This window comes from Bradyrhizobium sp. LLZ17, from assembly GCF_041200145.1.
In the GTDB taxonomy this organism is placed as follows: Bacteria; Pseudomonadota; Alphaproteobacteria; order Rhizobiales; family Xanthobacteraceae; genus Bradyrhizobium.
Genome location: NZ_CP165734.1, coordinates 2856628 through 2881797, shown reverse-complemented (window position 1 = coordinate 2881797; position 25170 = coordinate 2856628). Strand labels below are relative to the sequence as shown.

Here is a 25170-nt window from a genome sequence, read left to right as displayed (position 1 = left end):
GCCCGCGTAGTTGGCGTGATGGCGATCAGATCCGCGCCTCCAGGATCAAGTTGAAGGGCGTCTCGGCCGCACGACGAAAGCGCGTCAGTCCACCCTCGCGCGCGACCTTGCGCAGCCTGGCCTCGCCGGCCTGAGCACCCAAGGCCAGGCCAACCTCCTGATCGAGCGAGGCCGGCGTGCAGATCATGGTCGACGCCGCATAGTAGACGCGTCCGACCGGGTTGAGATTGTCTTCGAGACGGTCGCCTGCGAACGGCTCGACCAGCATGCAGGCGCCGTCCTTCGCCATGGTTTCGCGCACGTGACTGATGGCGCCGACGGGATCGCCCATGTCGTGCAGGCAGTCGAAGAAGCAGACGAGATCATAGCCTTCCGCCGGGTAGGTTTTGGCGGAATGGACGGCGAAGCTGACGCGATCGCCGAGCTTGGCCTCGGTGGCCGCCTTTCGCGCGGCTTCGATCGAGCCCTCGTGATAGTCGAAGCCGTAGAAGCGGGAGTTCGGGAATGCCTGCGCCATCAGGCGCGTCGAGACGCCGTGTCCGCAGCCGATATCAGCGACCTTGGCGCCACGCTTGAGCTTGTCCACGACACCGTCGAGCGCGGGGAGCCATTCCTGCACCAGATGGTGCATGTAGCCGGTGCGGAAGAAGCGGGCGGTGCCGCAGAACAGGCACTCGCTGCGCCGGTTCCAGCCGACGCCCTTGCCGGACTTGAACGCGTCCGAGACCTTCGGCTCGTCGAGAAACGCCGAGGCGATGACGTTGCCGAACGCACCGAGGAAAACCGGGCTGTCCTCGTCGGCAAGCGCCATCGCCTGCTCCGGCAGCATCGAGAATTTCCTGGATGCGGAATCGTATTCGATGTAACCGGACGCCGCCTGGCTCGACAGCCATTCGCGGACATAGCGCTCCGTCGTTCCGGTGGCGCTCGCGAGCTCGGACGAGCTCATGGGTCCCTTGGCGGCAAGGGCGCGGTAGAGACCTAGCTTGTCTCCGAGCAGGACCAGCGATGCATTCATCGCCGCACCGAACTCGGTGACCATCTTGCCCATAAAGGCGTTCAACCTGTCGGAATTGACCTCCATGACAGCCTCCATACAAGGGTTGCATTTTCAAGGGGCGGCGCAATTTGCGCGCTACGGATCGCGCCAAGCCTTTGCGATCGAAGCCGGGGCTTGAGCTCGCGCGTCCTTTGTGTGGGTCAATCCGATGCTGGGGAGGTTCAACACTTCACGACGACGTAATCTGGAACTTGGGAGACGATGACCTGCGCTGCTCCGCTGGCATTCGCGATCTCACCTGAGTATAATCCGGGCAGTTTTCGACGGAAGCCTGAATGTCCAGCCTTGCAGGTTCTTGCAGTCTCGCAGCTCTCTTTGCCGTACTTTGCCTCGGCGGAACGCCCGTTCATGCCCAAGTTGCGCCGCTGAGGTATTTTTTTACCGGGCGCTGGCTTCGGCTTTGGCGGCGGGGCCGACGAGAGCTCCGATAGTTACGGCAATTTTCCGGGCTTCGATGCCAGTGGGCGCACCAATTTTGGCAACGGCTTCTTCGTCGGCAGCCAGCGCGGCAACCTCAATTGGAGCGGCCTCAGCCAGACCGGACCGGCCGGCAATTTCAGCGCGCTTTCCTATGATAGCTCGCAATTCGGTTACAACACCAAGACCGCGGGCGGCCTCCCCGTGACGTTCTTTGCCGGTTTCGACACGATGAAATACGGCAACGGCATTGGCAGCTCGGTTGCGCCGCTGACCTCGGGTGCCGCGCCGGGATATGGTGCGTTTGGGGGCGTCGAATTCAAGCCGACCTCCAACCTCAGCCTGTCGTTCGGAGCCGGGTTCACCCAGCGGGATTCGGGCCGCATGGACAGCGACATCAGATCGAACATGCTGCCCGGCGAGTCGCCGGCGCTCGGCGCCCTTCGCCGCTAGCGCGTGAACCGCGCCACCAGCTCGACATGCGGTGTATGGCGGAACTGGTCGACCGGCACCACGGTCTCGATCCGATAACCGCCGTCGATCAGCAGCCGCGCGGTCGCGCGCGAAGGTCGCGACGTTGCAGGAGACTGCGACGACAACCGGCACCTTGCTTGCGGCAAGCTTGAGCGCCTGTGCCTGCGCGCCCTGACGCGGCGGGTCGAACACCACGGCGTCGAAATCGCGCAGCTCCGGCGCCACCAGGGGACGGCGGAACAGGTCGCGCGGCTCGCACCTGATTGGCTTCAGCCCCGGCGTGCGCGCGGCTTTCGCCAGCGCGGCGACAGCGCCAGCGTCACTGTCATAGGCTGCGACGCGCGATTTCTCCGCAAGCCGCAGCGCAAACGGACCGACGCCGCAGAAGAGGTCGGCGATCTCCTTGGCCTTGCCGACGCGCTCGGCGACGAGAGACGCAAGCGTCTCTTCGCCTGCGACGGTTGCTTGCAGGAACGAGCCCGGCGGCAGCGTCACCTCGGCACGGCCCATCTGCAACGTCGGCGACAGGCGCTGCAGCACCAGCTCGCCGTGCCGCGTCAGCCGCGCGAGGCGGTGCTGCTCGGCGACGCGCGAGGCGCCGTGACCAATGCCGTCGGCAACGGACCGGAGCCGCGCACATCGACATCGAGGCCGTTGGCGGTCGCGGTAACCTGGATGTCGAGTGGCTTGGTCACCGGCATCCGCGACGTCAGCGGCTCGGCGAGCGCCCAGGCAGCATCGATCGCCCCGTCGAGCGCGGGATCGAGAACGGGGCAGCGATGGATCGGGATGACGTCATGCGAGCTCGCCGCCGCAAAGCCGACCTTGAGCACGTCATGCGTGCCGAACCGGCCGTGCAACGTGACGCGCCTGCGGCCCACGCCATGGGCATCGATCAGCGGTGCCACCTCGCAATCGATTCCGCTTGCGCCAGCGTCTCGACCACGATGCCGCGCTTCCAGGCCTGGTACGGCTCGGCCGCCCAGTGCTGGATCGCGCAGCCACCGCAGACGCCGAAATGCGGACAGAACGGTTCGACGCGCGAGGGGCTCGCGACGTCGACCGCCAGCAGCTTGCGGCGGTCGGGATGGTTGCCCGCAACGTGCTCGACTTCGACGGTCTCGCCGCCCAGCGTGTAGGGCACATAGATCGTATCGCCCGCGTCGAGCGAAACGCCGTCGCCGCGATGACCGACGTGATCGATGTTCAGGCGCTCAACCACGGCGCGCGCCCAGGAAGAATTCGATGTTGCCGTCGCCGCCCGCGATCGAGGAGGGAAACACCTCGATGTCGGTGCAGCCGAGCGAAGCCGCGAACGCGGCGATGTCGTCGCAGATCTCCCGATGCACGGCGGCGTCGCGAACGATGCCCTTCTTGTTGTGTTTTCGCTCGGCCTCGAATTGCGGCTTGATCAGCGCAAGCAGGCTCATCGGAGCCGCCGCCAGCGACAATGCAACCGGCAGCACGGTCTTGAGCGAAATGAAGCTGACGTCGATGACGACGACGTCGGGTCGCGCCGGCAGGCGCTTGCCTTCGTAGGCGCGGATGTCGGTCTCCTCCATCGACACGATTTTCGCATGGCCGCGCAGTGAGGGATGCAACTGGCCGGTGCCGACGTCCACGGCGAACACCAGGCTCGCGCCATTGGCCAGCAGCACCTCGGTGAAGCCGCCGGTGGAAGCCCCGACGTCGAGGCAGACATGGTCCTCAATCTCGATCGGATAGCGCTCCAGCGCGCCGGCAAGCTTGACGCCGCCGCGGGAGACGAAGGGATGCGCCGGCTCGGCCTGGATCACCGCGTCTGTCGCGATGGTCTCGGACGGTTTTGCCACGGGCTTGTCGTTCGCGGTGACGAGCCCGGCCTCGATGGCCGCGCGCGCCCGTGCCCGGCTCTCGAACAGGCCGCGCTCGACCAGCAGAATATCCGCACGCTTACGGGGAGGGGACATCGGGCCTCCGGTTACGACTGAAGCGGTCACGCAGTGATAACTCGCGCCGCCGCCATCCGGACGCAAGCCTCGAACGCGGCGAGGTCGTGCCAGACGTCGACGGGCATCTCGGCCGGCGTCACCAGCGGACAGCCATGTAGCTCCAGCGCATGGATCATCATGAGATTGTCGACCAGGCCAAAATCCTCGACCGTCAGCCCCTGCGCATCGACCAGCCGCCCGTCCTCGGAGGTGACTGTCATGAAGCGGCCGACGCGGTCGGCATAGGTGGCAGGATCGTTCGAATAGGCCAGACAAAACTTGCCGCGGCCGGCCATGTAGCCGAGCTCGTAGACGGTGCCGGGGTCGGCGCCGGCCCCGCGGAACGGGGTGAGATTGGCGATGATCGCATCCGCCCGGTCCATCATCGCCTCGTTGCCGGCAAAGATCTGCCGCGAGGCATCGGGGGCGGCGAGAGGGGTGGCGTTGTCGAGCGGATAGAAACCGGCCAGACCATGCGCAGCGCAGATTGCGACCTTCTGCCGCCCGATCTCGATCGCATCCGGCAGGAACACGTCCGGGCCAGCCAGATAGATTTTCATGGGGGGGATTGCTCAGGAGAGATTAGGCGAGCTGCAAACCGTCGCGAAAACTGCGCGCCCTCCCCCGCCTGCGGGGGAGGGTTGGGGAGAGGGGGCCTCCTCAATCGGGAACCCCCGAGAGGAAAGAACCCTCACCCGCGCCTTCGGCGCGACCTCTCCCGCAAGCGGGAGAGGTGAAGAAAGCAGCCATCAAGCCAGCTTGACCGTCTCGGTCTTGACGTCCTTGCCGAGCGCCTCGAACACCTTGGCGACGATGCCCTTGGCGTCGAGACCGGCGCGGGCATACATCGCGGCCGGGATGTCGTGGTCCTGGAACACGTCGGGCAGCACCATGGAGCGGAACCGCACCATGCCGCTGTCGAGCACGCCCTGGTCGGTCAGGAACTGCGCGACATGCGAGCCGAAACCGCCGACCGCGCCTTCCTCGATCGTGATCAGGATCTCGTGGTCACGGGCAAGCTTGAGCACCAGCTCGGTGTCGAGCGGCTTCATGAAGCGCGCATCCGCGATCGTGGTGGAGAGGCCGTGAGCCGCGAGCTCGTCGGCCGCCTTCTCGCATTCGGCCAGACGCGTGCCGAAGGAGATCAGGGCGATCTTGCTGCCTTCGCGGATCACGCGGCCCTTGCCGATTTCGAGGGGAACGCCGATTTCGGGCATCTCGATGCCGCGGCCTTCGCCACGCGGATAGCGCAGCGCGCTCGGGCGGTCGTTGATGGCGACCTGGGTTGCGACCATGTGCACCATGTCGGCTTCGTCGGCGGCCGCCATGATCACCATGTTCGGCAGGCAGCCGAGATAGGCGTTGTCGAACGAGCCGGCATGGGTCGCGCCGTCGGCGCCGACGAGGCCGGCGCGGTCGATGGCGAAGCGCACCGGCAGGCACTGGATCGCGACGTCATGCACGATCTGGTCGTAGCCGCGCTGGAGGAAGGTCGAGTAGATCGCGCAGAACGGCTTGTAGCCTTCGGTCGCAAGACCGGCGGCAAAGGTCACCGCGTGCTGCTCGGCGATGCCGACGTCGAAGGTGCGGTCCGGGAACGCCTTGTTGAAGATGTCGACGCCCGTGCCCGACGGCATCGCCGCGGTGATGGCGACGATCTTGTCGTCCTTCTCGGCTTCCTTGACGAGGCTTTGGCCGAACACGTTCTGGTAGGCGGGCGCGTTCGGCTTGGCCTTGGCCTGGGTGCCGGTCGCGACGTCGAACTTGACGACGGCGTGGTACTTGTCGGCGGAGGCTTCCGCCGGACCGTAGCCCTTGCCCTTCTGGGTCACGACGTGGACCAGGATCGGGCCGGTCTCCATGTCGCGGACGTTCTTCAGCACGGGCAGCAGATGGTCGAGATTATGGCCGTCGATCGGGCCGACGTAATAGAAGCCGAGCTCCTCGAACAGCGTGCCGCCGTCCATCATGAAGCCGCGGGAATATTCCTCGACGCGGTTGGCGCGGTTGGCGAGGATCTTCGGCAGGCGCTTGTTGATCTGCTTGGCCGCCTCGCGCAGCGTGCGATAGGTCTTGCCTGAATAGAGCCGCGACAGATAGGCGCTCATGGCGCCAACCGGCGGCGCGATCGACATGTCGTTGTCGTTGAGGATCACGATCAGGCGCGAATTCATCGCACCCGCATTGTTCATGGCCTCATAGGCCATGCCCGCGGACATCGCGCCGTCACCGATCACGGCGATAACGTTGTTCTTGCCGCCGGCGAGGTCGCGCGCGACCGCCATGCCGAGGCCGGCGGAGATCGAGGTCGAGGAATGCGCGGCGCCGAACGGATCGTAATCGCTCTCGCTGCGCTTGGTGAAGCCCGACAGGCCGCCGCCGGTGCGCAGCGTGCGGATGCGGTCGCGGCGGCCGGTCAGGATCTTGTGCGGATAGGCCTGATGGCCGACGTCCCAGATCAGCGGTCGCGCGGCGTGTCGAAGACATAATGGATCGCAGTAGTGAGCTCGACCACCCCTAGACCGGCGCCGAAGTGACCGCCGGTCACCGAGACGGCATCGATGGTCTCCTGACGCAGCTCGTCGGCGACCTGGCGAACCTGCTCGACCTTGAGCTTGCGCAGGTCGTCCGGCGTCCGGATAGTGTCGAGAAGCGGCGTTTTACTGTATGCGTTCACGGCGATTTCCAATTTGTCAGCGCCGGAAGATCGTTCCGGTGCGCGATGGGTTTGCACAATATCGGCGCAGCGCGAGTCCCCAAACCATCGGAGCCACCTGCAGGGGCAAAGCCCCTTCTTCAAGCTTAGGTGAGCTTAAGTGCGCTCCGGTTCAGTCTCTGTGATCCCTGTCACTTAGATCGGCTTCGCCCGTCCAAGCCAATTCATCAGCACTTTGAAGCACTTGTCGTCGGCAATCGATGCCCACGCAAGGCTAACAAAAAGCCACACTCCGCGCAGCTTTACACCAAAGCTGAGGCCAAAGCCAACCCACCGGACCGACTACGGCCATGCACGTGCAACCGGCGGGCCAATTTAGTTAATCCCGGTGCGTGAGCGGAAGTTCCAACTTGCCCGGTTCCTCGCCAGCTTTTTTGGCGAGAACGAGGCCGTTTCGGCGAGAATGCGCAAGGCGCCTCGCGCCCCCTCGTCAATCAGGTGTTCCGGCGGGCGGAACCAGCGCAAACCAGCACGACGAAATCGCAGATGGCAATCGCCCGAAACGCGCCGCTCTGCGGCCGTTACTGCACGTCGAGCGGCGCGGTGCCGGTGGCCTGGCCGCTGGCATCGGTGGTGATCTTGTCGACGCGCGCCTCGGCCTGGCGCAGCAATTCCTCGCAGCGGCGCTTCAGGGCTTCGCCGCGCTCGTAGATCGTGACGGATTCCTCGAGCGGCACCTTGCCGTCCTCGAGCCGCTTCACGATCATCTCGAGTTCCTCGATCGCGCGTTCGAAGGTGAGCCTGGAGACGTCGACTTGAGTATTTTCGGCCATATCCGTTTCCGATTGCCCGATTCGCTGCTCTTGCAAAGCAACAGAGTTTTGCGGGCGCAATGTGGCGGGTGCGTTTAAGCGCCCATCAGGGCGCCGACATGCGCCGTAACAGATTCTTTCAATCCTTGCAGGTCATAGCCGCCCTCGAGCACCGACACAATTCGGCCCTCCGCGGACTTGTCGGCGAGGTCCATCAGCTTGCGCGTGACCCAGGTGTAGTCTTCGGCGCGCAGATTCAGCGAGGCGAGGGGGTCGCGGTAATGCGCGTCAAAGCCCGCGGAGATGATGAGGAGCTCCGGGCTGAACTTTGTGAGTTGTGGCAGGATCAAATTCTCGAACGCGTTGCGGAACTCCGGTCCGCCATCCTCGGAGGCGAGCGGCGCATTGACGATGGTGTCGTGATCGCCGCGCTCGTCCTTGGCGCCGGTGCCCGGAAACAGCGGCATTTGATGCGTCGAGCAGTACATCACGGTCGGGTCCGACCAGAAAATATCCTGCGTGCCGTTGCCGTGATGCACGTCGAAATCGACGATGGCTGCACGCTTGATGCCGTATTTGCGCTGCGCATGGCGCGCGGCGATCGCGACATTGTCGAAGAAGCAGATCCCATCGGCTTGCCGATCTCGGCGTGATGGCCGGGCGGACGCACCGCGACGAAGGCGTTGCGGTACTCGCCCGCCATCACGGCCTCGGTCGCAGCGACCGCGCCGCCGACGCCGCGCATCACCGCTTCCCAGGTGCCCGGCGACATCGAGGTATCGCCGTCGACATAAACCTGGCCGCTGGTCGGCGCGATGTGGCGCAGCTCCGTGACGTAATCCTCGTTGTGGCAGAGCGTGACGAGATCGAGATCGCCCTCCGGGGCTTGGTCGCGCACCAGATACTGGAAACGTTCAACCGACAGCGCCTCCTCCACCGCACGCAGGCGGTCGGGCCTTTCAGGGTGGCCCGGCGGCGTGAGGTGGTCGAGGCAGGCCTTGTGGGAGAGGAGGAGCGTGCTCATCAGGTCGGTCTCACTGGGAACGGACTCTCGACGTCGCTTGGCGCATCCGGCGCCAAAACGCAACGCAAAACCCAATCTAGGCGTTTGTCCGGGAATGGCAAAGGCTGGTTCCGGGCCAGCCCGTTTGCGCCAGATCAATTCACGCGCAGGATGCGGGTCGGCGGCAACGGGCCGATCGGCCCGTGCGCCCTGAAGAAGGCAAACAGCGCGTCAGCGTCGTAACCGCCATATTGCGGCGATGCGCCTTGTTTTGCGACCGTAAAGCCGTCGCCTCCGACGGCGAGATAGTCGTTGAGGGTCACGCGATAGCCGCGCGCTGGTTCGATCGGGCTGCCGTTGAGCATCATCTTCTCGGCGATGACGCGCTCGCCGAACGGCTTCGATGCGTCCCAGCTGTAGCTGAATCCGTTCGACACCTGGAGAATCCGCGGCCGCTTCGGATCGAGCCATTGCTGCTCCAGCATCTCCTTGAGCTGGCTGCCGGTGAGCGTCATGGTGACGAGGCGATTGCGGAACGGCTGGCTCGCGAACAGGTCGCCGTAGGACACCGCGCCGTTCTCCCTCGAGATGATATCGGTCCGGATGCCGCCGGGATTGGTGAGCGCGATGACAGCGCTGCCATCCTTGGCGTCTTTCGTGACGGCAAGCTGCGCGTCCGCGATGATATCGCCGAGCGCGCTTTCGCCGGCCTCGTTCGGCACCCGCGACAGCGCCTGCGTCACCGATCCTGCCGGCCGGTTGGCGATGGGCGCCGAAAGCCTGTCATAGGCGTCGATCAGCGCAGTCTGTTCGGGATCCTTGGCCAGCGAGGCGTTGGCGACGATGACGTTCTCGGCCTTGGCGCTGATCACATCGCGGCTGGCCGGATCGAGCTTGAGATCGATCGCGGTGACCAGCGTGCCGTATTTGTCGCCACTCGTCACCAGCCGTCCGTCGATGTTGCAGACATAGGCGCGATGGGTGTGCCCGCTGACCACGACGTCGACGGCGCGGTCGAACTTTTTGACGATATCGACGATCGGCCCGGAAATGCCAGGACACTGATTGTAGTCGCCGGCGGGCTCGCCGCCTTCGTGGATCAGCACCACGATCGCTTCGACGCCTTGCGCCTTCAACTGTGGCACGAGCGCGTTGACCGTCTCCGCCTCGTCGCGGGATTCGAGGCCGGCGATGCCCGCGGGCGACACGATGCCGCCGGTGCCTTTCAAAGTCAGTCCGATGAACGCGACGGGGATGCCGTCGAACTTCCTGATTTCGTAGGGCGGCAGCACGCTCTTGCCGGTCGCGGTCTCAACGGTGGAGGCGGCGAGATAGTGGAATTTGGCGCCCGTGAAAGGATGCGGACCCTGGCAGCCGTCGACCGGATGACAGCCGCCGTTCTGCATTCAGCAACTCGGCCTTGCCCTCGTCGAACTCGTGATTGCCGACCGAGGTGATCGCAAGCCCCATCATCGAGAGCGACTCGATCGAGGGCTCGTCGTGGAACATCGCCGATAAAAACGGGCTGGCGCCGATCAGGTCGCCGGCGGCGACGAAGATCGTGTTCTTGCGGCCGTCGCGCAGTTGCTTGACCAAGGTCGCCATGTATTCGGCGCCGCCGGCCGCCACCATCACCTTCCTGGCCTTGTCCTCGGGATCATCGATGCGGATGCCGCCCGGCGGCGGCCGGAGATTGCCGTGGAAGTCGTTGATCGCGAGAATGCGCAGCTCGACCGGCGCGGCCGTTTGCGCGGAGGCAGGCAGGGCGGCGAGACCGAGGACGGCAAGAGCAAGTTTAAAGGCGTGTCGCATGCAACACCATTACTCGTTCCACGCGAAGATTTCACGAAGCATTGTCGTGAACGCGCGAGCCGCATGCTCCCACCCGCCCCTTGAGGGGCGGGTCGGTTCGCATGAAATGCGAACCGGGGCGGGGTGACAGGCTATCCTGGCAGGCGGTGAAAGTTTCGTGCACACTCGCGAGAGTCTTTGTCTGGCTCACCCCACCCCGCTCGCGCTTCGCGCGAGCGACCCTCCCCTCCAGGGGAGGGTGGAAGCTTCACCGCTTCTTCCTATTCGCGAAGGCATTGAATGCGGCGACCGCCTCGTCCGATTTCAGCCGCTCGCCGAACAAATGGCCTTCCTGATCGATGCGACGGCTGAGCTCTTCCGGCGGGGCGCGCAGCAATTTGCGCGAGATGGCCACGGCCTCGGCCGGCAGCCGGCAGATCTCGCGCGCCACCTTGCGGGCCTCGACCTCGGTATGTCCCGACGAGACCACGGTGTTGACGAAGCCTGCGGCATGGGCCTCCGCCGCGCTGAAAGTCCGTCCCATCACCAGCATGGCGAAGGCGCGCTGGTAGCCCATGGTGCGCGGCATCAGCAGGCTCGCGGCGCCGACTGGAACGAGCCCCAGATTGATGTAGGGCGCGGAGAAGGTCGCGGCGGAGGAGGCGAGCACGTAGTCGCAGTGGAATAGCATCACGGTGCCCATGCCGATCGACGCGCCGTCCACTGCTGCGATGATCGGTTTGACGTTGAGCGCCAGCGAATAGAGGAATTTGGCGGCGTCCGACAGCGTCTCGGGCCGCGACGTGTCGGCCTTCAGGAAGTCGTCGATATCGTCGCCGGCCGTGAACACGCCGGAGCCGCCGGTGACGATCATGCAGCGGATCTCGGGATTGTTCTGCGCGGTGTCGATCGCGCGGCTCATCTCGCGATACATGTCTTGTGTGATCGCGTTCTTCTTGCCCGGGCGGCGCAGGGTGATCACGCGCGTTGCGCGCTCCTCCGTCACGATGATGTTGCCGTTCGGCATGAGGGCCCACTCCGATCGCCGCGGCGCCTGCCATTGGCGAGTCTTGCGCGCTCAGCCTACATCATCCCGCAGGCGTGCCAATCCTGCGGCTCAACCTTTTCGACGGCGATCCCGGCGAGCGGGCGCATGAACCCGTCCAACGGCTGCCTTCGTCCGGGGAACCGCGGCGCGAGAGGCGCGCTGCATTTGGTACTGTTGCGCGCTGCAACAAACGGCTACAACGTTTCATTTGAAAAACCAGTGGTTGTGCGGCACGATGGCAAGTCTCGTTCCATTTGGTCGATTGCTCGATTGATGATTGCCGCGACAGGCGTTGACGAATCCTCGTTACACTATCGCGGCTGGCGCGTGGTGCTGGCCTGCTTTCTGATGGCCTTCTTCATGTTCGGCTTCGGCCTTTACGGCCAGGGCGTCTATCTGGCAGAGCTCCAGCGCGCGCATGGCTGGCCGGGCACGCTGGTGTCCGCCGCTAGCACCTTCTCGTTTCTGCTGACCTCCGTACTCGTCATCTTCACCGACGATCTGCTCGCCCGCATCGGACTGCGGGCGCTGATCCTGTGCGGCCTCTTGGCGCTTGGCGCCTCGACGGCGCTGCTGGGACTGATGCAGACCCCGTGGCAGCTCTATCTCGCCTATGCGCTGATGGCGGTCGGCTGGACCGGCATGGGCACGGTGGTGATCGCGACCGTGCTGAATGCCTGGTTCGAGCGGCGCCGGGGGCTCGCGCTCAGCCTTGCCTTCAACGGCGCCACCTGCGGCGGCATCGTTCTCGTTCCGCTGCTCCTGGCGCTGTCCGATCGTATCGGCTTCCGCTCCGCCATGCTGGCAGCCACCATCGTGATGGTCGTGCTGGTGCTGCCGGTCGTCGTGATCTTCACGGGATGGCCGGCCGAGATGCCGCCGGCATCGGGCAGGCACGCCCTGGGCGGCGACACGGCCGCGCCTGCGGATCACTCGCGCAGGGCGCTGCTCGCCAACGCGACGTTCTGGACCATGGTGTTGCCGATCGCGATCGCTCTGTTGGCGCAGATGGGGTTCATCATCCACCAGGTGACGTTCCTCGAGCCGATGATCGGCCGCTACGCCGCCGGCCTTGCCGTCACCGTCATGGCGGCCATGGCAGTGGTCGGGCGGCTGTCGCTCGGCCTGTTCGTCGACCGGCTCGATCCACGGCTTGCCTGTGCAGCGTCGATGACAAGCCAGGCGGCGGCGCTGTTCGTGCTGCTGCAAAGCGAGAGCCCGACCGTGTTGTTGCTGTGCTGCGCCGTCTACGGCTTCTCGATCGGCAACATGATCACCTTTCCGCCCCTCATCATCCAGCGCGAGATCGGCAGCGCCGCCTTCGCGGCCGCGATGGGACTGGGAACCTCGGTCAGCGGCATCGTCAGCGCGTTCGGTCCCGGCCTCGTCGGCCTCGTGCGCAGCCTGACCGGAGATTACACGACGGCCTTCGCGATGTGCGTGGTGCTTGATCTCGTCGCGGCCGGCGTCGTGCTGTGGCGGCCGGGGAAAAGAGCGAAGCTCGCAGCCTCGTAGCGCAAGCGCGTCCCCACTATGATCTGAGAGCGAGATCAAACATTCCGTGTCGTCCCGGCGAAGGCCGGGACCCATACCGCGCGATCTATCGAGGGAGTATGGATCGCAGTATCACGGGATGACCGCCTAACCGCCAATCTTCGCCAAACTGCTTGCTGGGGTTATGGGTCCCGGCCTTCGCCGGGACGACACTGAACATGTGGCGCGCACATGCCAACTTACCCCAGCAGCACCGCATCCGCCGCCGCGACCGAGTCCGCGCTCTCCGTCACGGTGCGCTCCAGCGCGCCCGCCTGCACCGCGATGTTCTCGGCGAAGAAGCGCGCGAGTGAAACGTAGCGCGCGGCGTCCGCATTGCCGTCGGCTTTCGCGGCGAGCGCTTCGAGGCCAGCATGCAGCCGCCGAGCGTGGCGCCGAACTGCTGCAAATACGGCGTCGCACCGGCGAGCGCCTCGTTCGGCGCCGACGCAACCCGCTCCAGCAGCCATTTGCTGCTGCGGGTCAACGCCTCCAGCGCCCCCCGCAGTTTTGCACCGGTCGTGCCGAAAGCGGGATCGTTGGAGGCTTCGACCTGCTTGACCGTCGCCGCGAGTTCCGACAGCAGCGCCCAGACCGACGCGCCGCCATTGGCCGCGAGCTTGCGCGTGACGAGGTCGATCGCCTGGATGCCGTTGGTGCCTTCATAGATCGCGGTGATGCGCGCATCGCGATAATGCTGCGCGGCGCCGGTCTCCTCGATGAATCCCATGCCGCCGTGGACCTGCACGCCGAGATAGGCGACCTCGTTGCCGACATCGGTGGAATAGGCCTTTGCCATCGGCGTCAGCAGCGCCGCGCGCGGCAGCGTCAGCCCGCACCTTCGGGTCCTTGGCGCGCGTCGAGACGTCGAGCGCAACCGCGGTCGCATAGCAGATGGTGCGCGCGGCCGCAGTCTGCGCCCGCATCCGCATCAGCATGCGCTTGACGTCGGGATGGACGAAGATCGGGTCCGAGCCGTCGCCCTTGCTGCCGACGGCGCGGCCCTGCTTGCGCTCCTGCGCGTAGGCGAGAGCCTGCTGATAGGCGCGGTCGGCGACACCGACGCCTTCGAGACCGACGCCGAGGCGGGCCTGGTTCATCATTGTGAACATGCAGCGCATGCCCTGGTTCTCTTCGCCGATCAGAAAGCCGATCGCACCGCCATGGTCGCCCATGGTCATGGTGCAAGTGGGCGACGCATGCATGCCGAGCTTGTGCTCGACGCCGCTTGCAAAGATGTCGTTGCGCGCGCCGAGCGAGCCGTCTTCATTGACCATGAACTTGGGAACGAGGAATAGCGAGATCCCCTTGGTGCCGGCCGGCGCATCCGGCAGCCGCGCCAGCACGAAATGCACGATGTTGTCGGTCATGTCGTGCTCGCCATAGGTGATGAAGATCTTCGTCCCCTTGATGCGATAGGTGCCGTCGGCCTGCCGTTCGGCGCGGGTGCGCAGCGCGCCGACGTCCGAGCCGGCCTGCGCTTCGGTCAGCTGCATCGTGCCGGTCCATTCGCCGCTGACGAGCTTCTCGAGATAGATTTTCTTCAACTCCTCGCTGCCATGCGCATCCAGCGCCTCGATCGCGGAGGCCGTCAGCAGCGGGCAAAGACCGAAAGCGACGTTCGAAGCGCTCCAGATTTCGGTGCAGAGCGCGTTGATTGCAATCGGCAGGCCCTGGCCGCCGAACGCTTCGGGCCCGGACACCGCGTTCCAGCCGCCGTCGGTCCAGCGCTTGTAGGCATCGGGCCAGCCGGGTGCGGTCGTGACCTTGCCGTCGTCGAGCTTGATGCCGTGCTCGTCGCCGACCCGGTTGAGCGGCGCCAGCACGTCGGTTGCGAACTTGCCGGCCTCATCCAGCACGGCAGTGACGATGTCGGCGTCGAAATCGCCGTAATGACCGGCCTCCATGGCAGCCTTCAGGCCGGCGCCATGGTTGAGCGACAGCAGCATGTCAGAGATCGGCGCGCGGTAGGTCATGGCTCACTCCCGGGAACGTCATTGGCGCCGTATTCCCATGAAACGCCGGAGGTCTCAACTGCCGGGGCGGCTCCAGCCGGAACAAGGCCATGGACGGGCTATATGGACGGGCCACATGAAGCCTGGCGGAGCCGGCCTCGGGCCCGAGGTATTTTGCCCCTCCGGGCGGTTGAAATGCCGCGCCGCTCCCTATAGACCGGCAGCACTTGAAGGAATCTGCGGTAGTCCGTTCTTCCGCCGGTCCTCGTCAGTTGGGGCGTAGCCAAGCGGTAAGGCAGCGGATTTTGATTCCGCCATTCGGAGGTTCGATCCCTCCCGCCCCAGCCAGAAGCCCCGCTTCCCCTGAAATTACTGACGAAACCGGCCTGGCTGGGGCGCTGCTGCACAGCGCTGCGACACATCACTGCTGCACAGGTGTCGCTCGAAAATGGCTTTCCACATCTTTCGCCGCCAAGCCGTCTACTATTGGCGGCGCCGTACGCCTCCCGCGCTTGCCATTCGCTATGGCCGCCCGCATGTTTCTATGAGCCTTCGGACGACGAGCCGCATGATGGCGCGCCGCCTGGCCACCCGGCTCAACATGATCTTGGACGATGTCGCGATGCTTGCCGATGGCGCCGACCCGCACCTCTCGCGGTCTCAAATTGAGACAATGCTTCATGGCGTGGTCCACCGGCACCTGGCCAAGCTCGACCGGGTGGCTCTTGCCGCTAAGAGCTCGCCGGATTTCCACCTGGAGCAGGCGCGAGCGGACGACAAGAAGGCATACTGGGCCTACGCACTGTTGGACGCCCAGGGCGTCAAGGCGGTGGTCCGAGCCGAGGATCGCAGCCGCATGGTCCAGGACGGGCTCTCCGAAACCGATATCGCGGCGGTCCAGGATCATCTGGCCATGCTCCGCGCCAATGAGCTGATCCCGACCAAGCATCACATCCTTCGGACCATGATCGAAGGCGCCGCCGCCATCCCGACGGCCATGAATATCGCCGAGGCCCAGGGCACGTATCTTCGCGGAATGAAGCTGGCGCTGGCCGAACACGACCGGCGCTATGGCGGGACCAGGGTCGAGGACGAGGGGCTGGTGGATCGTCTTATCCTTGCCAAGAACGATCCTCCGCAGCCGGCGCCATCGATCGTGGGTGCTTTGGTGGATCGTTCGAGCGACCCAACGACGACGGCACCTGCGGCTGTTGGTCAATTTATTCCGATGGCGGACTTTTTGCAGTTTGCCGAGCGGCTGGCGCAGCAGCAGGCCGCGGATGGCAATTGGGACGAAAAGACGCAGCGCCAGGCTAAGAGCATTTCAAAGCTGTTCGTGAAGTTCATGGTTCAAGACCAGCGAATTCTTGATTTGAGTTCGCTAACTCAGGAGCACGTCGGCAGGTTCGTCGATTTCCTCCGTTTCGACATCTACAAGCATTACGGCAAATCGGTTCGCGACGAGAAACTGACGATCGAGCAGCTTCGCGAGAAAGGACGATCGGTAGAGAAAGGAAAACGCGGCCTCGATGGTGATACCCTCAATCGGCATCTGAGCTTCCTTGGGCAGGAATTCGATTACGCCACTGCGCGGGGGCTGAAGAACCTGGAAAGCATCAATCTTACTAAGCTGCGCTCCAAGAATCGCGGGAAGACTAAGCGTGCTCGTGACCAGAGACCGAAGTTGCCGATTGATCGCGCCATGGCAATCTTCCAGACGGCTCCCTTCATCAACAGCGCCAGCTGGGACGCGCTCGGCGAGTGGGGCATGGAAGGGGCACGACAGCTCTTCCACTGCGCACTCTATTTCGTTCCGATCCTCATCTACTACACCGGAGCGCGACGCGAAGAGCTGTGCGGCTTGATGGTGGACGACGTCATCTTGGATAATGGCCCCCTTCCGTATATCCATATCGCGAAGAACCAGCAGAGACGGATCAAGAATGCTCAGTCGCAGCGCAATCTACCGCTGCACCCTGAGGTCATCAGGCTCGAGTTCATCGCTTACGTGAAGGTGATGAAGATGCTCGGGTATGAGCTACTATTTCCTGATCTACACTCTCCAAGTACCCGCTCACCGCTGGGAGACCGCTTCTACAAGCAATTCAAGCCGATCCTCACCGCGGCTGAGATCACCGAAAATGGGCTTGGCGCTCATGCGGTCCGCCACCTCTTTGGAGCTCAACTGAAGAAGAAGAAGCTTTCGGAGGAAGACCGTGCAGATCTTCTGGGCCATGGCGGTGAGAGCGAGACAAGCGAACGCTACTGCGAGCCGCACGAAATAGAAACCTTGCTCGAGTTCGTGATGAAGCTTCCAGCGATAACCGCTCATCTTGAACCCCAAGCGATCAATCTTCTGCCGTGGGTCAAAGACAAACAAGTCGCGCCGTTTTCTCAACCGTCGCGTTCGAAGCGGGCCCTCAAGCCAGCAGATTGCTGAGTGCGAGAAGTGCGAGATCAAACAAGGTCTTAACGTTCAAGCGTTTGAGCACGGGAATCATAATCCTGGGGTCGGGGGTTCGAGTCCCTCTCCCGCTACCAATTCCAGCTTAACCCTTTGATTTCCCAGACTTGGCCGATCGATGTTTCGAGGCGAGGGATGTCTCCTTGATACATCCTCGACGGTCGCGGATCAATTCTCGTCGTGAACGATCAACATCGGGGCGGAGAAGCGTCGCCGTAGCCCAGTAAAGTCGGTTGAACCAGATGCCTGATCCAGTTGCTTTGCACCTGTAGACATAAGGGCTGCTAGGACAGCTCTTCGTTTTGTTGTTTCTGATCGCTGTGCCTCAGGGCACTCCGTCCAATAGTGGTGAGCAATCACCAACCTCTCAATGGCAGTCCAGTGATCGTTGATTGCCTTGGCGAGATCAGACCTTAGCGCTTTGTCCAACTCGATGAGGTTCTTGTGGCCGGCCGTTTGGGCGATCTCGTCTGCACCCCGTCTACCGTTGAAGCTGTTTATAAGAGCGTTGCTATCGGAGACAGCGTCCATCTGCAGCAGCTGCAGGGAGGACGAGTGAAGCCAGGATCAAAAAGAAGGCGTAAGACAATCGCATGGCGCTTCTCCTGAATCTAGAAAAAGGCCGCCCGCTCGGCGGCTGCAGAGCCTATCACGTGGCAATCCAAGAAGAATTGACGACGAAGGGCTTTGACTCAGTTTTGATGAAGTTTAAGCGCCGGCTGGCGTTGGTTCGCGGCGAAGACTGATCGGAGCTTTTTGTCCGCGACCGTACCGAATTCCAAACCGCTCGAATTCAGCTCGCGTCTTAGCTGTGGTATGATTATGACGCTCCACCGCGAAACGCCGGATTGGTCTGGTCCGTGTTTATCACATGCTAACCTGAGCGAGGATCAATGTTGTGCCGCGATATTTCTTCCATATCGACAACCACAAACCTTTCAGGGACGACGATGGTGAAGAGCTGCCGGACGACAATGCAGCATGGCGTGAAGCGCTGCGGACTCTAAGGACGCTCGAAAGCAATCTCGATCCTGGGCAGCATTGGCGCCTTTCAGTGCGCGGCCCTAGAGGGCCGCTGTTTGACATCACTGTCGATACTGCACGCCTTGGCTGATCGGCATCGATTAGCGGTTATCGTTGAAGAAACCCAAAGTAGGTCGTCACTCTCCTTGTATATCATGAGGCCCTCTGAGGAGCAAAAAAGACAGCTTCCAAAAAGGCAGCTTACAACGAGCTGCAATCGCACCGTTCGCCCACCGCTCATTTGTCCAGCATTCGACCGGCACTCTGGTCAGGTTGCTCAGAGCTCGGTTCAACTAGTTTCGAAGGTTGGCCAACTTCCTGCGATTCCTCACCGCGCGATCGAGGGTCGCGAACATCCGAACGACAGCTTGTCGTGCGGCCGTTTGATAGGGGCGCGTGCTGAACGCAACAACGCGCGCCATCTCCAGCTTGACTTCTTCCGTCTTATAGATGTCGGGCAGAGATCGAAACGTCGCATCAATTGCCTCCTGCATCTGGTCCGCGATTTGGGTGTCGATCAACATCGTAGCCTCACTCTAGATCGTTCTGAACCGTTGGAGGGCGCGAACATTCAGCCAGCTTTGCCCGTTCGCTTGAATGACTACATACCAGCGAAACGGAGCTATGTCCTGCCTCCAGCTCCAAACTTGGTACGACGCCGTGCATACAACGCGCCACACAATGATGTCAGGCAGAGTGGATGGACTGGAGATGTTCGGAGCGAGCGCGTCAGCTGACGACGTGTAGTAGGAACATCGATTGCGTCTAGAGTCTGGCGGCAGCCCTCGGCTCGACGGAGACCGCCGACAGATTCCAAAAACTCGCCTGCATTAGGTCGGGGAGCTCTCCTTCCGCCTCGCTTGCGCCAAGTCTCGCGGGCAGCGGGACTTTATTAACAAACCGCAATCCCCACAGAACTTCAGTTGCCAGGCGACAGCGGCGATCTTGTATGAAGCTCGGCCGACAGGAACGTGGCCGATCCGCGGAAATCACCCGGGCTTGCGCTCGGACCGGATGTGAGGAATCATCGTCGGCGGGGAAAGGTCCTGTAGTTGTGCTCGGAGGGACGCCTTGAACGAAGGAGCAATGTGGACGAAGGCGACCACTTCGGTGAAGCAGAACCGGCTGCTCGCGTTGCTTCCCGAAGAGGAACTCGTATCCATCAAGTCCAGGGCGGAGCGGGTGCGGCTTCGCCCCCGGCAAATCCTTCATCATTGGCGCTCCCCGCTCGAGCACGTCTACTTCCTGACAGACGGTCTGGTTTCCGTCGGCGGGAACGTGGGGAGAACGAATACGTGGAAGCGTGGCTCATCGGCAGTGAAGGCGCCGTCGGCGCGATTCTTCTACTGACGGGCAGAGCTCAGGCAGCACCGCACCGCCGAGTTGTGCAGGTGGGCGGTTCCGCATTGCGCCTTTCCGCTCCCGACTTCCTTGAACTGGCAGATCGGCTTCCGACTTTCCGTCAAGTTCTTCATCGTTACCTTGCGGTTGTTATGGTGCAAACCTCTCAGGCGGGGGTTTGCAACGCAGTCCATTCGGTTAAGCAGCGGCTCGCACGGTGGCTACTGGTGGCGAGCCAAGGTTTGGACTCTCACGATTTGCCGCTCACGCACGATGTCCTCAGTAGGTTACTCGGTGTGAGGCGCGCGAGCGTAACTGAGTGCCTGAGCGAGCTGGAGGATCAGGGCGTCATCAGCACGCATCGCGGGCACATCGAGATCACGAACCCCGACCTCCTTCGGCAGACCTCATGTGCCTGCTTCCAGCTGATTCACCGCGAGTACGTCCGTCAGCTCACGAGTGTCGGACGGTGCTTGTAGCTAATGCCCGCTATGCCGTGCTTCAGGCGAGGCCGAGTTTGGAGGTAGAGCACCCGGCGAGCAGGAGAAGTTGCAAGCGCCTCGTGCGTTCATCTGGGATAGGGCAAGCCGACGAGCGTCTTTTGCGTAACGAGCGCTGCAGCCGCAACGCGGGCCCTTCGAAGATCTACATCGCCTGTTGAATGCCCCAGCCGCATCAGCAGGCTCTGCCTGGGCAGATTCAGGCGGCGGATGTTCGACTCGGACGCGCGAAGAACGCTTGGCGATGGGTTTCGGCCAACCGGGTAAAATTCGGCGCCGCCCGTGGATCGAGCCGGACTACCGGCTGGAAGCAGGAAGGCGACTCCCCGAGTCATGAAGCTCGGTCCGTCTGGGCGGAGACTACTTACCGTATCGAGGACGCGTTGCTCGTTCCTGATCCGAATTACAGGATGCGCGCCTGTGTCGGTCAGGATGGCCTCGCTAAAAGCCTCGGCCAGCTCACACAAGGCTTCCTGTCGGGCCGCAGCCTCGTTCGGGAGCACCATGCCCACGTGATCCAGCCTCACCTTGAGGCCCTCGCATTGGTCGAAGAAATAGCGCTGCATAGCGGATCAAAAACCAACGGTTCGCTCTCGGCGATTAGAACGCGGCCGCCCGCCAGCCGTTCGTCAGAATGGTACGCTGGAGCACCGGCTTTGTTTGGCGGGGCTAGATCTTTCCTGTTCTGGTCAGCACATCTGCAAAAGTAAGCAAGAACATGGCCGCGAGAAAGATCAAGCCGGAGACGGCGGCAAGCCTGACCAGTGCGCGAGCTTGGATGAGCTCCATGAAAAACACCACAACCAAGCTCGATTTAATGACCGCGACAATAATTCCCGACGCGACGGTGACGGGACCCATAGGAATGTAAGCCAGGAACATGCTCAGTAAGAGCAAAGCGAGAAGTGCGAGCCAGATGATCCCGTTCTTGAGCCATAGAGCTGACGAACGGCTTGGATGCGATCGATTTCCGGTCATGAGGCTCTCCCTGGCAAATAGATGAGGGGATATAGAAAGATCCAGACGATATCGACGAGATGCCAATAGAGCGCGGTGACTTCTATTTCGGGATTCTCGCGCAGGCGAATTCGCCTGGTTGCTCCAAGCACAATCAGCCTGACGACAAGCACGATGCCGATCGTGAGATGGATTGCATGCACCCCGGTAACCAGCCAATACAGACCATAGAAAAGCTGCGCGGCTGCCTGTGACAGCGCAAAGCCCGCTCCAGGGATCAGTTGTTTGTCGATGTCCTCCTTGTATTCGAAGCCCTTCACGACAATGAACGCGAGTCCGAGCGCCGCAGTCAGCCCGAGGCAGGTGAGGACGAGAGTGCGGGAGCGTTCGCTCTGGGCCGCAGCTTGCGACGCGACCGCCATGGTGAGACTGCTCGTAAGCAGGATAGCGGTGTTGATCGTGCCGAACCAGATGTTTGTGGCGCGCCCCGCTGCGGCAAACGCCTCCGGGTGCTCGACCCGGCAGACCGCATAGGTGAGCATAAGTGCTCCGAAGAACAGGGTCTCGCTTGCGAGGAAGACCCAGATTCCGAACTTTCCCGCCCGTTGCTGGCGCTCGAAGTGCTCCCAGGGTTCTCGAAGCAGTGCGGTTGCGTCCGTCATCGTAGCGACCTGGCGTTCTGAACTTCTGGGGCGTCGGTACCGGCCGACTCTCGTTCGGCGTGATACTGATAAGGGCCACGGTCGACAAGCGGCTGCATATCGAAGTTGTTCGGCGGCGGCGGCGAGGACGTCGTCCACTCCAGCCCGGTGGCGCTCCAGGGATTGCTCGGTGCGCGCTTGCCATGAAGAAGGGACCAGGTCAGGTACATCAGCGGAAGCAGATAAGCGGCGGCGAGAACGGCGGCGCCGGCCGATGACATAACATTGTACAGCTGGAACTCCGCCGGGTAGGTGTGATAGCGCCGCGGCATTCCGAGATACCCGGCGAAAAATTGCGGCAGGAAAGTCATATTGAAGCCGAAATACATCGTGATGGCGGCAAACTGTGCCCAGGATTCCGGGTACATTTTCCCGGTGATCTTTGGCCACCAGAAGTGCAGGGCACCGAAGAACGCGGACACCGAACCGCCGACCATGATGTAATGAAAATGCGCAACGACAAAGTAAGTATCGGTTACGTGGACGTCGACCGGGATCGAAGCCAGAAACAGCCCTGATAGTCCTCCAGTCGTGAACAATCCCACGAAACCGAGTGCATAGAGCATTGGCGAATTGAAGCTGATCTGTCCGCGATAGAGCGAGGCCGTCCAATTGAAGACCTTGATCGCCGAAGGCACCGCAATGACGAAGGAAAGGAACGAGAAGATAAGGCTCGCATAGGGCGATTGCCCCGACACAAACATATGGTGTCCCCAGACGAAGAAGCCGATCCCAGCAATGGCAATGATGGCGTAGACCATGAAGTCGTAACCGAAGAGCCGGCGTCGGGCGAAGCAGGGAATGATCTCCGACACCACTCCCATAGCCGGGAGCACCATGATGTAGACCGCCGGGTGAGAGTAGAACCAGAACAGGTGCTGGAAGAGAATGGGATCGCCCCCGCGTGTGGGATCGAAGATGGGCAGCCCCAACCAACGCTCTGCTATCACCAGCATGAGCGAAATCGCGAGTACAGGAGTCGACAGCACCATGACGATCGAGGTGGCATAGATCGACCAGACGAACAGTGGCAGCCTGAACCAGGTCATACCCGGCGCGCGCAACATGTGCGTGGTGGCGATGAAGTTCACACCCGTTGCGATGCTCGCGAAGCCCACGACGAACACCGCAGCCGCGGCGGTGAGAACGTGCGTATTGGAGAACATCGTCGAGAACGGGGTGTAGAACGTCCAACCGGTATCGACGCCTCCGGCTATGAGAGTGTAGACGGCAAATGCCCCGCCAACCAGGGTCAGGTACCAGCTGAACAGGTTGAGGCGCGGAAAGGCGACATCAGGCGCTCCGATCATCAGCGGCATCAGGAAATTGCCGAACGTGTTCGGGATCGACGGCACCAGGAAGAACCAGACCATGATGATACCGTGGAACGAGAATAGCCGATTATAGGTGTCGGAGGTCAGAAACCATCCGTTCGGCACGAACAGCTCGAGGCGGACTGCCGTGATCGCGGCCCCGCCCATGAAGAAGAAGACGGTGATCGTGACCGCATAGAGAATGGCGATGCGCTTATGGTCGGTGGTGGTGAGCCAGGATCGCAGCGTGCTCCCGGCTGCCAGATAGTCCGGACGCTGCGGGAATGGCAGTTCGCCGGCGAGCACGACGTCACTCATGATCTTGCTCCTGTCCGAGAGACCGAATGTATGCGGTCAGACTTTGTACGTCTCCGTCGTCGAGCAACCCCGCAAAGCTCGGCATGATCGGTTCGAACCCCGCCACAACGTCGCGCTTCGGCTGGAGGATTGAATCCCGGATGTAGGCATCGTCTGCTTTCACCTGCCGGCCGTCCGACAACTGGACTGTCCGACCGTAAAGCCCGTCGAGCTTGGGGGCATGCACGCTCGAAGACCCTGCGTGGCAACCCGAGCAGCCTTGGGACACGAACAGTTTCGCGCCGAGGTGAGCGAGGTCATCGCCTTCGGGTTGTCGGCTCAACCAACGCGTGTAGTCGTCCTCGCTCATCACCGTGACCCGGCCGCGCATTGCCGAATGATCCGTACCGCAATACTCGGCGCAGAACAGCGGAAACACGCCGAGCTTGGTCGCCTTGAACCAGGTCTCGGTGTTGCGGCCGGGCAGAACGTCCTGTTTGATGCGAAAGGCAGGCACGAAGAACGAGTGAATGACGTCCTGCGAGGTCATCACGAGGCGCACCGGCCTTCCGATCGGAACATGGAGCTCGTTTATCTCGCGAGCACCGTTCGAATGCTGCGTCTTCCACATCCATTGTTTTGCGAGAACATGCACCTCCAGCGCGTTTGACGGAGCCGTTAGGGCGCCTACGTCGGCGGAGGCCGCCCACCAGAATAGAAATGCGAACAGGAACAACGTCGCGGCTGTCCAGCTCACCTCAAATTCGCGATTCACGATTTCAGGCAATCGGCCGCGTTTGGCCTCGGAACCCCGACGATAACGAATGGCGAAGGTGACGAGCAGACCGAAGACGAGCGCAAGCGTGAGAGCCGAGACCACCACGAGAACGGCAAATATGCCGTCGACACGAGCAGCCTGCGTGCTTGCCTCCGGCAGGGTGAAAATCGTGTTCATGCGATCATCCCGGTGCGCCGCGACCGCCGGCACATGATGGTTATAGCCATCGCAAGAAGTACGACGGTAAATGCGCAGCCTAGCTTCAGGGCGAAGTCGACTCGCCGGGTGTAGATGCCATGAACGGGATCGGATCCGTAGCAGAGTAGGGCTATGCGGCTCCTCAGTCCGCCAATCCCTCCCTGTCCAGCTTCCAGCAACCCAAGTTTGAGATCGAATGGTTGCAAGCCCAGGCTCGAAAACGCATGCGAAACGTGACCGTCAGGCGTAAGGGTAACGAACGCCGCCGGGTGAGCGACGGCGCTATTTTGGCCATCAGTTTCGAAGCGATACCCGATGGTCGTCGTAAGATGGTCGATTGCTGTCTGGCTTCCGATTAGAACCGATACCCCGGGGCCGCCGACTTGTCCGCCCACGAATCTGCGCGCTGCGGCCGGATCGTCTCCGGCATCGATCCCGAACACCACGACGCTGTAATCGCGTCCAGCCGCCAATCCCGTCTGCTGCAGCGCACTCGCAACAATCGTGAGCGCCGGGCCACAGATTTCGGTACACGTGAAGTCCGCAGGCAGCAGCACAGTGGGCCGCCCGTCAATCGCGTGACCGAGGGAGGTCTCATTGCCATTCATGTCCTGGAACTCAAGCGTCATCGACACGCGAGCTCCTTCAGGCGGCGCCAGCGCGACGTTGTCGAGCTGCTGTTTCGTCAAACCGGCGTAGGCGCTGGAGGACCAGACGGCCATGAGCAGCACAAGCGCGAGCATTCTCATTGCCGCACTCCGTTGACGTTCTCGGCCGCCGGAGGATTTAACTTGTCGACAGGATCGTAACCGCGGTCGCCTCTGGCAATCACGATCTCAATGGCCTTATCAATGGGTATCCTGGCGAGACCCCTGCCTT

17 protein-coding genes, 1 tRNA gene and 6 pseudogenes are annotated in these 25170 nt (G+C 62.6%); 8 read left to right on the top strand and 16 right to left on the bottom strand.

The annotated features are described in order from the left end of the window. Positions 1-25 precede the first annotated feature (25 nt). On the bottom strand, positions 26-1084 hold the full coding sequence (locus AB8Z38_RS14165) for a class I SAM-dependent methyltransferase (RefSeq protein WP_369725731.1): 1059 nt from the start codon (positions 1082-1084) through the stop codon (positions 26-28). A gap of 251 nt (positions 1085-1335) precedes the next feature. Between AB8Z38_RS14165 and AB8Z38_RS14160 the strand changes: the two are divergent. Beyond that, positions 1336-1930: pseudogene (locus tag AB8Z38_RS14160) on the top strand (hypothetical protein). Here the strand turns inward: AB8Z38_RS14160 and AB8Z38_RS14155 are convergent. The 8 genes and pseudogenes from AB8Z38_RS14155 to AB8Z38_RS14120 form a co-directional block, all read right to left on the bottom strand. Next, a pseudogene (locus AB8Z38_RS14155) lies at positions 1927-3173 on the bottom strand (class I SAM-dependent RNA methyltransferase). The pseudogenes AB8Z38_RS14160 and AB8Z38_RS14155 overlap by 4 nt on opposite strands. Beyond that, complete coding sequence (locus tag AB8Z38_RS14150; RefSeq protein ID WP_369725730.1) at positions 3166-3900, bottom strand: TlyA family RNA methyltransferase; 735 nt, start codon at positions 3898-3900, stop codon at positions 3166-3168. The pseudogene AB8Z38_RS14155 and the gene AB8Z38_RS14150 overlap by 8 nt, the downstream one beginning before the upstream one ends. Before the next feature lie 26 nt (positions 3901-3926). Continuing rightward, positions 3927-4481 carry a nucleoside 2-deoxyribosyltransferase gene (locus tag AB8Z38_RS14145; protein WP_369725729.1) on the bottom strand — a complete coding sequence of 185 codons (555 nt, stop codon included), beginning with the start codon at positions 4479-4481 and terminating at the stop codon, positions 3927-3929. Positions 4482-4670: 189 nt separating this feature from the next. Beyond that, a pseudogene (dxs, locus tag AB8Z38_RS14140) lies at positions 4671-6598 on the bottom strand (1-deoxy-D-xylulose-5-phosphate synthase). A 560-nt stretch (positions 6599-7158) separates the two neighbouring features. Continuing rightward, positions 7159-7410: an exodeoxyribonuclease VII small subunit gene (locus tag AB8Z38_RS14135; protein WP_369725728.1), complete on the bottom strand. Its 252-nt coding sequence runs from the start codon at positions 7408-7410 to the stop codon at positions 7159-7161. 74 nt (positions 7411-7484) lie between these two features. Further along, positions 7485-8413: pseudogene (locus tag AB8Z38_RS14130) on the bottom strand (histone deacetylase family protein). Between the two features lie 134 nt (positions 8414-8547). Continuing rightward, positions 8548-10204 (bottom strand): annotated as a pseudogene (locus tag AB8Z38_RS14125) (bifunctional UDP-sugar hydrolase/5'-nucleotidase). A gap of 247 nt (positions 10205-10451) precedes the next feature. After that, the gene (locus AB8Z38_RS14120) at positions 10452-11210 is read right to left on the bottom strand and encodes an enoyl-CoA hydratase-related protein (RefSeq protein WP_369725727.1); all 759 of its coding nucleotides are present in this window, start codon (positions 11208-11210) and stop codon (positions 10452-10454) included. A gap of 294 nt (positions 11211-11504) precedes the next feature. Here AB8Z38_RS14120 and AB8Z38_RS14115 point away from each other — a divergent pair, with 294 nt between their 5' ends. Beyond that, positions 11505-12746 carry an MFS transporter gene (locus AB8Z38_RS14115; protein ID WP_369725726.1) on the top strand — a complete coding sequence of 414 codons (1242 nt, stop codon included), beginning with the start codon at positions 11505-11507 and terminating at the stop codon, positions 12744-12746. A gap of 218 nt (positions 12747-12964) precedes the next feature. On the opposite strand, the pseudogene AB8Z38_RS14110 reads toward AB8Z38_RS14115, so the two are convergent. After that, positions 12965-14740: pseudogene (locus AB8Z38_RS14110) on the bottom strand (acyl-CoA dehydrogenase). Between the two features lie 252 nt (positions 14741-14992). Here AB8Z38_RS14110 and AB8Z38_RS14105 point away from each other — a divergent pair. The 4 genes from AB8Z38_RS14105 to AB8Z38_RS14090 all read left to right on the top strand — a co-directional run bounded on the left by AB8Z38_RS14105 (position 14993) and on the right by AB8Z38_RS14090 (position 18297). After that, a tRNA-Gln gene (locus AB8Z38_RS14105) sits at positions 14993-15067 on the top strand. Between the two features lie 100 nt (positions 15068-15167). After that, complete coding sequence (locus AB8Z38_RS14100; protein ID WP_369725725.1) at positions 15168-17159, top strand: DUF6538 domain-containing protein; 1992 nt, start codon at positions 15168-15170, stop codon at positions 17157-17159. Positions 17160-17776: 617 nt separating this feature from the next. Next, positions 17777-17929 carry a hypothetical protein gene (locus tag AB8Z38_RS14095; RefSeq protein ID WP_158091544.1) on the top strand — a complete coding sequence of 51 codons (153 nt, stop codon included), beginning with the start codon at positions 17777-17779 and terminating at the stop codon, positions 17927-17929. 152 nt (positions 17930-18081) lie between these two features. Then, a complete protein-coding gene (locus tag AB8Z38_RS14090) occupies positions 18082-18297 on the top strand; it encodes a hypothetical protein (RefSeq protein WP_085350381.1) in 216 nt (71 codons plus the stop codon). A gap of 202 nt (positions 18298-18499) precedes the next feature. Here the strand turns inward: AB8Z38_RS14090 and AB8Z38_RS14085 are convergent, their stop codons facing one another. Next, positions 18500-18730, bottom strand: coding sequence for a hypothetical protein (locus AB8Z38_RS14085; protein ID WP_369725724.1), 231 nt, complete (start codon positions 18728-18730; stop codon positions 18500-18502). Positions 18731-19277: 547 nt separating this feature from the next. On the opposite strand from AB8Z38_RS14085, the gene AB8Z38_RS14080 reads away from it, so the two are divergent. Together AB8Z38_RS14080 and AB8Z38_RS14075 are read left to right on the top strand one after the other, a co-directional pair. Next, the gene (locus tag AB8Z38_RS14080; protein ID WP_369726815.1) at positions 19278-19556 is read left to right on the top strand and encodes a hypothetical protein; all 279 of its coding nucleotides are present in this window, start codon (positions 19278-19280) and stop codon (positions 19554-19556) included. Between the two features lie 143 nt (positions 19557-19699). Further along, positions 19700-20026 (top strand): Crp/Fnr family transcriptional regulator, encoded by a 327-nt coding sequence (locus AB8Z38_RS14075; protein ID WP_369726494.1) that lies wholly within the window; start codon positions 19700-19702, stop codon positions 20024-20026. Positions 20027-20716: 690 nt separating this feature from the next. Here the strand turns inward: AB8Z38_RS14075 and AB8Z38_RS14070 are convergent. The 5 genes from AB8Z38_RS14070 to AB8Z38_RS14050 are packed head-to-tail and all read right to left on the bottom strand — an operon-like array spanning position 20717 to position 25040. Next, positions 20717-21025 carry a cytochrome C oxidase subunit IV family protein gene (locus AB8Z38_RS14070; RefSeq protein WP_369725723.1) on the bottom strand — a complete coding sequence of 103 codons (309 nt, stop codon included), beginning with the start codon at positions 21023-21025 and terminating at the stop codon, positions 20717-20719. Next, positions 21022-21666: a cytochrome c oxidase subunit 3 gene (locus AB8Z38_RS14065; protein WP_369725722.1), complete on the bottom strand. Its 645-nt coding sequence runs from the start codon at positions 21664-21666 to the stop codon at positions 21022-21024. The genes AB8Z38_RS14070 and AB8Z38_RS14065 overlap by 4 nt, the downstream gene beginning before the upstream one ends. Continuing rightward, entirely contained in the window at positions 21663-23336 is a 1674-nt protein-coding gene (locus tag AB8Z38_RS14060) for a cbb3-type cytochrome c oxidase subunit I (protein WP_369725721.1), read from the bottom strand. Before AB8Z38_RS14060 ends, AB8Z38_RS14065 begins: the two co-directional genes overlap by 4 nt. Beyond that, entirely contained in the window at positions 23329-24270 is a 942-nt protein-coding gene (gene coxB / locus AB8Z38_RS14055; protein ID WP_369725720.1) for a cytochrome c oxidase subunit II, read from the bottom strand. Before coxB ends, AB8Z38_RS14060 begins: the two co-directional genes overlap by 8 nt. Next, entirely contained in the window at positions 24267-25040 is a 774-nt protein-coding gene (locus AB8Z38_RS14050; protein WP_369725719.1) for an SCO family protein, read from the bottom strand. Before AB8Z38_RS14050 ends, coxB begins: the two co-directional genes overlap by 4 nt. Positions 25041-25170: the final 130 nt, after the last annotated feature.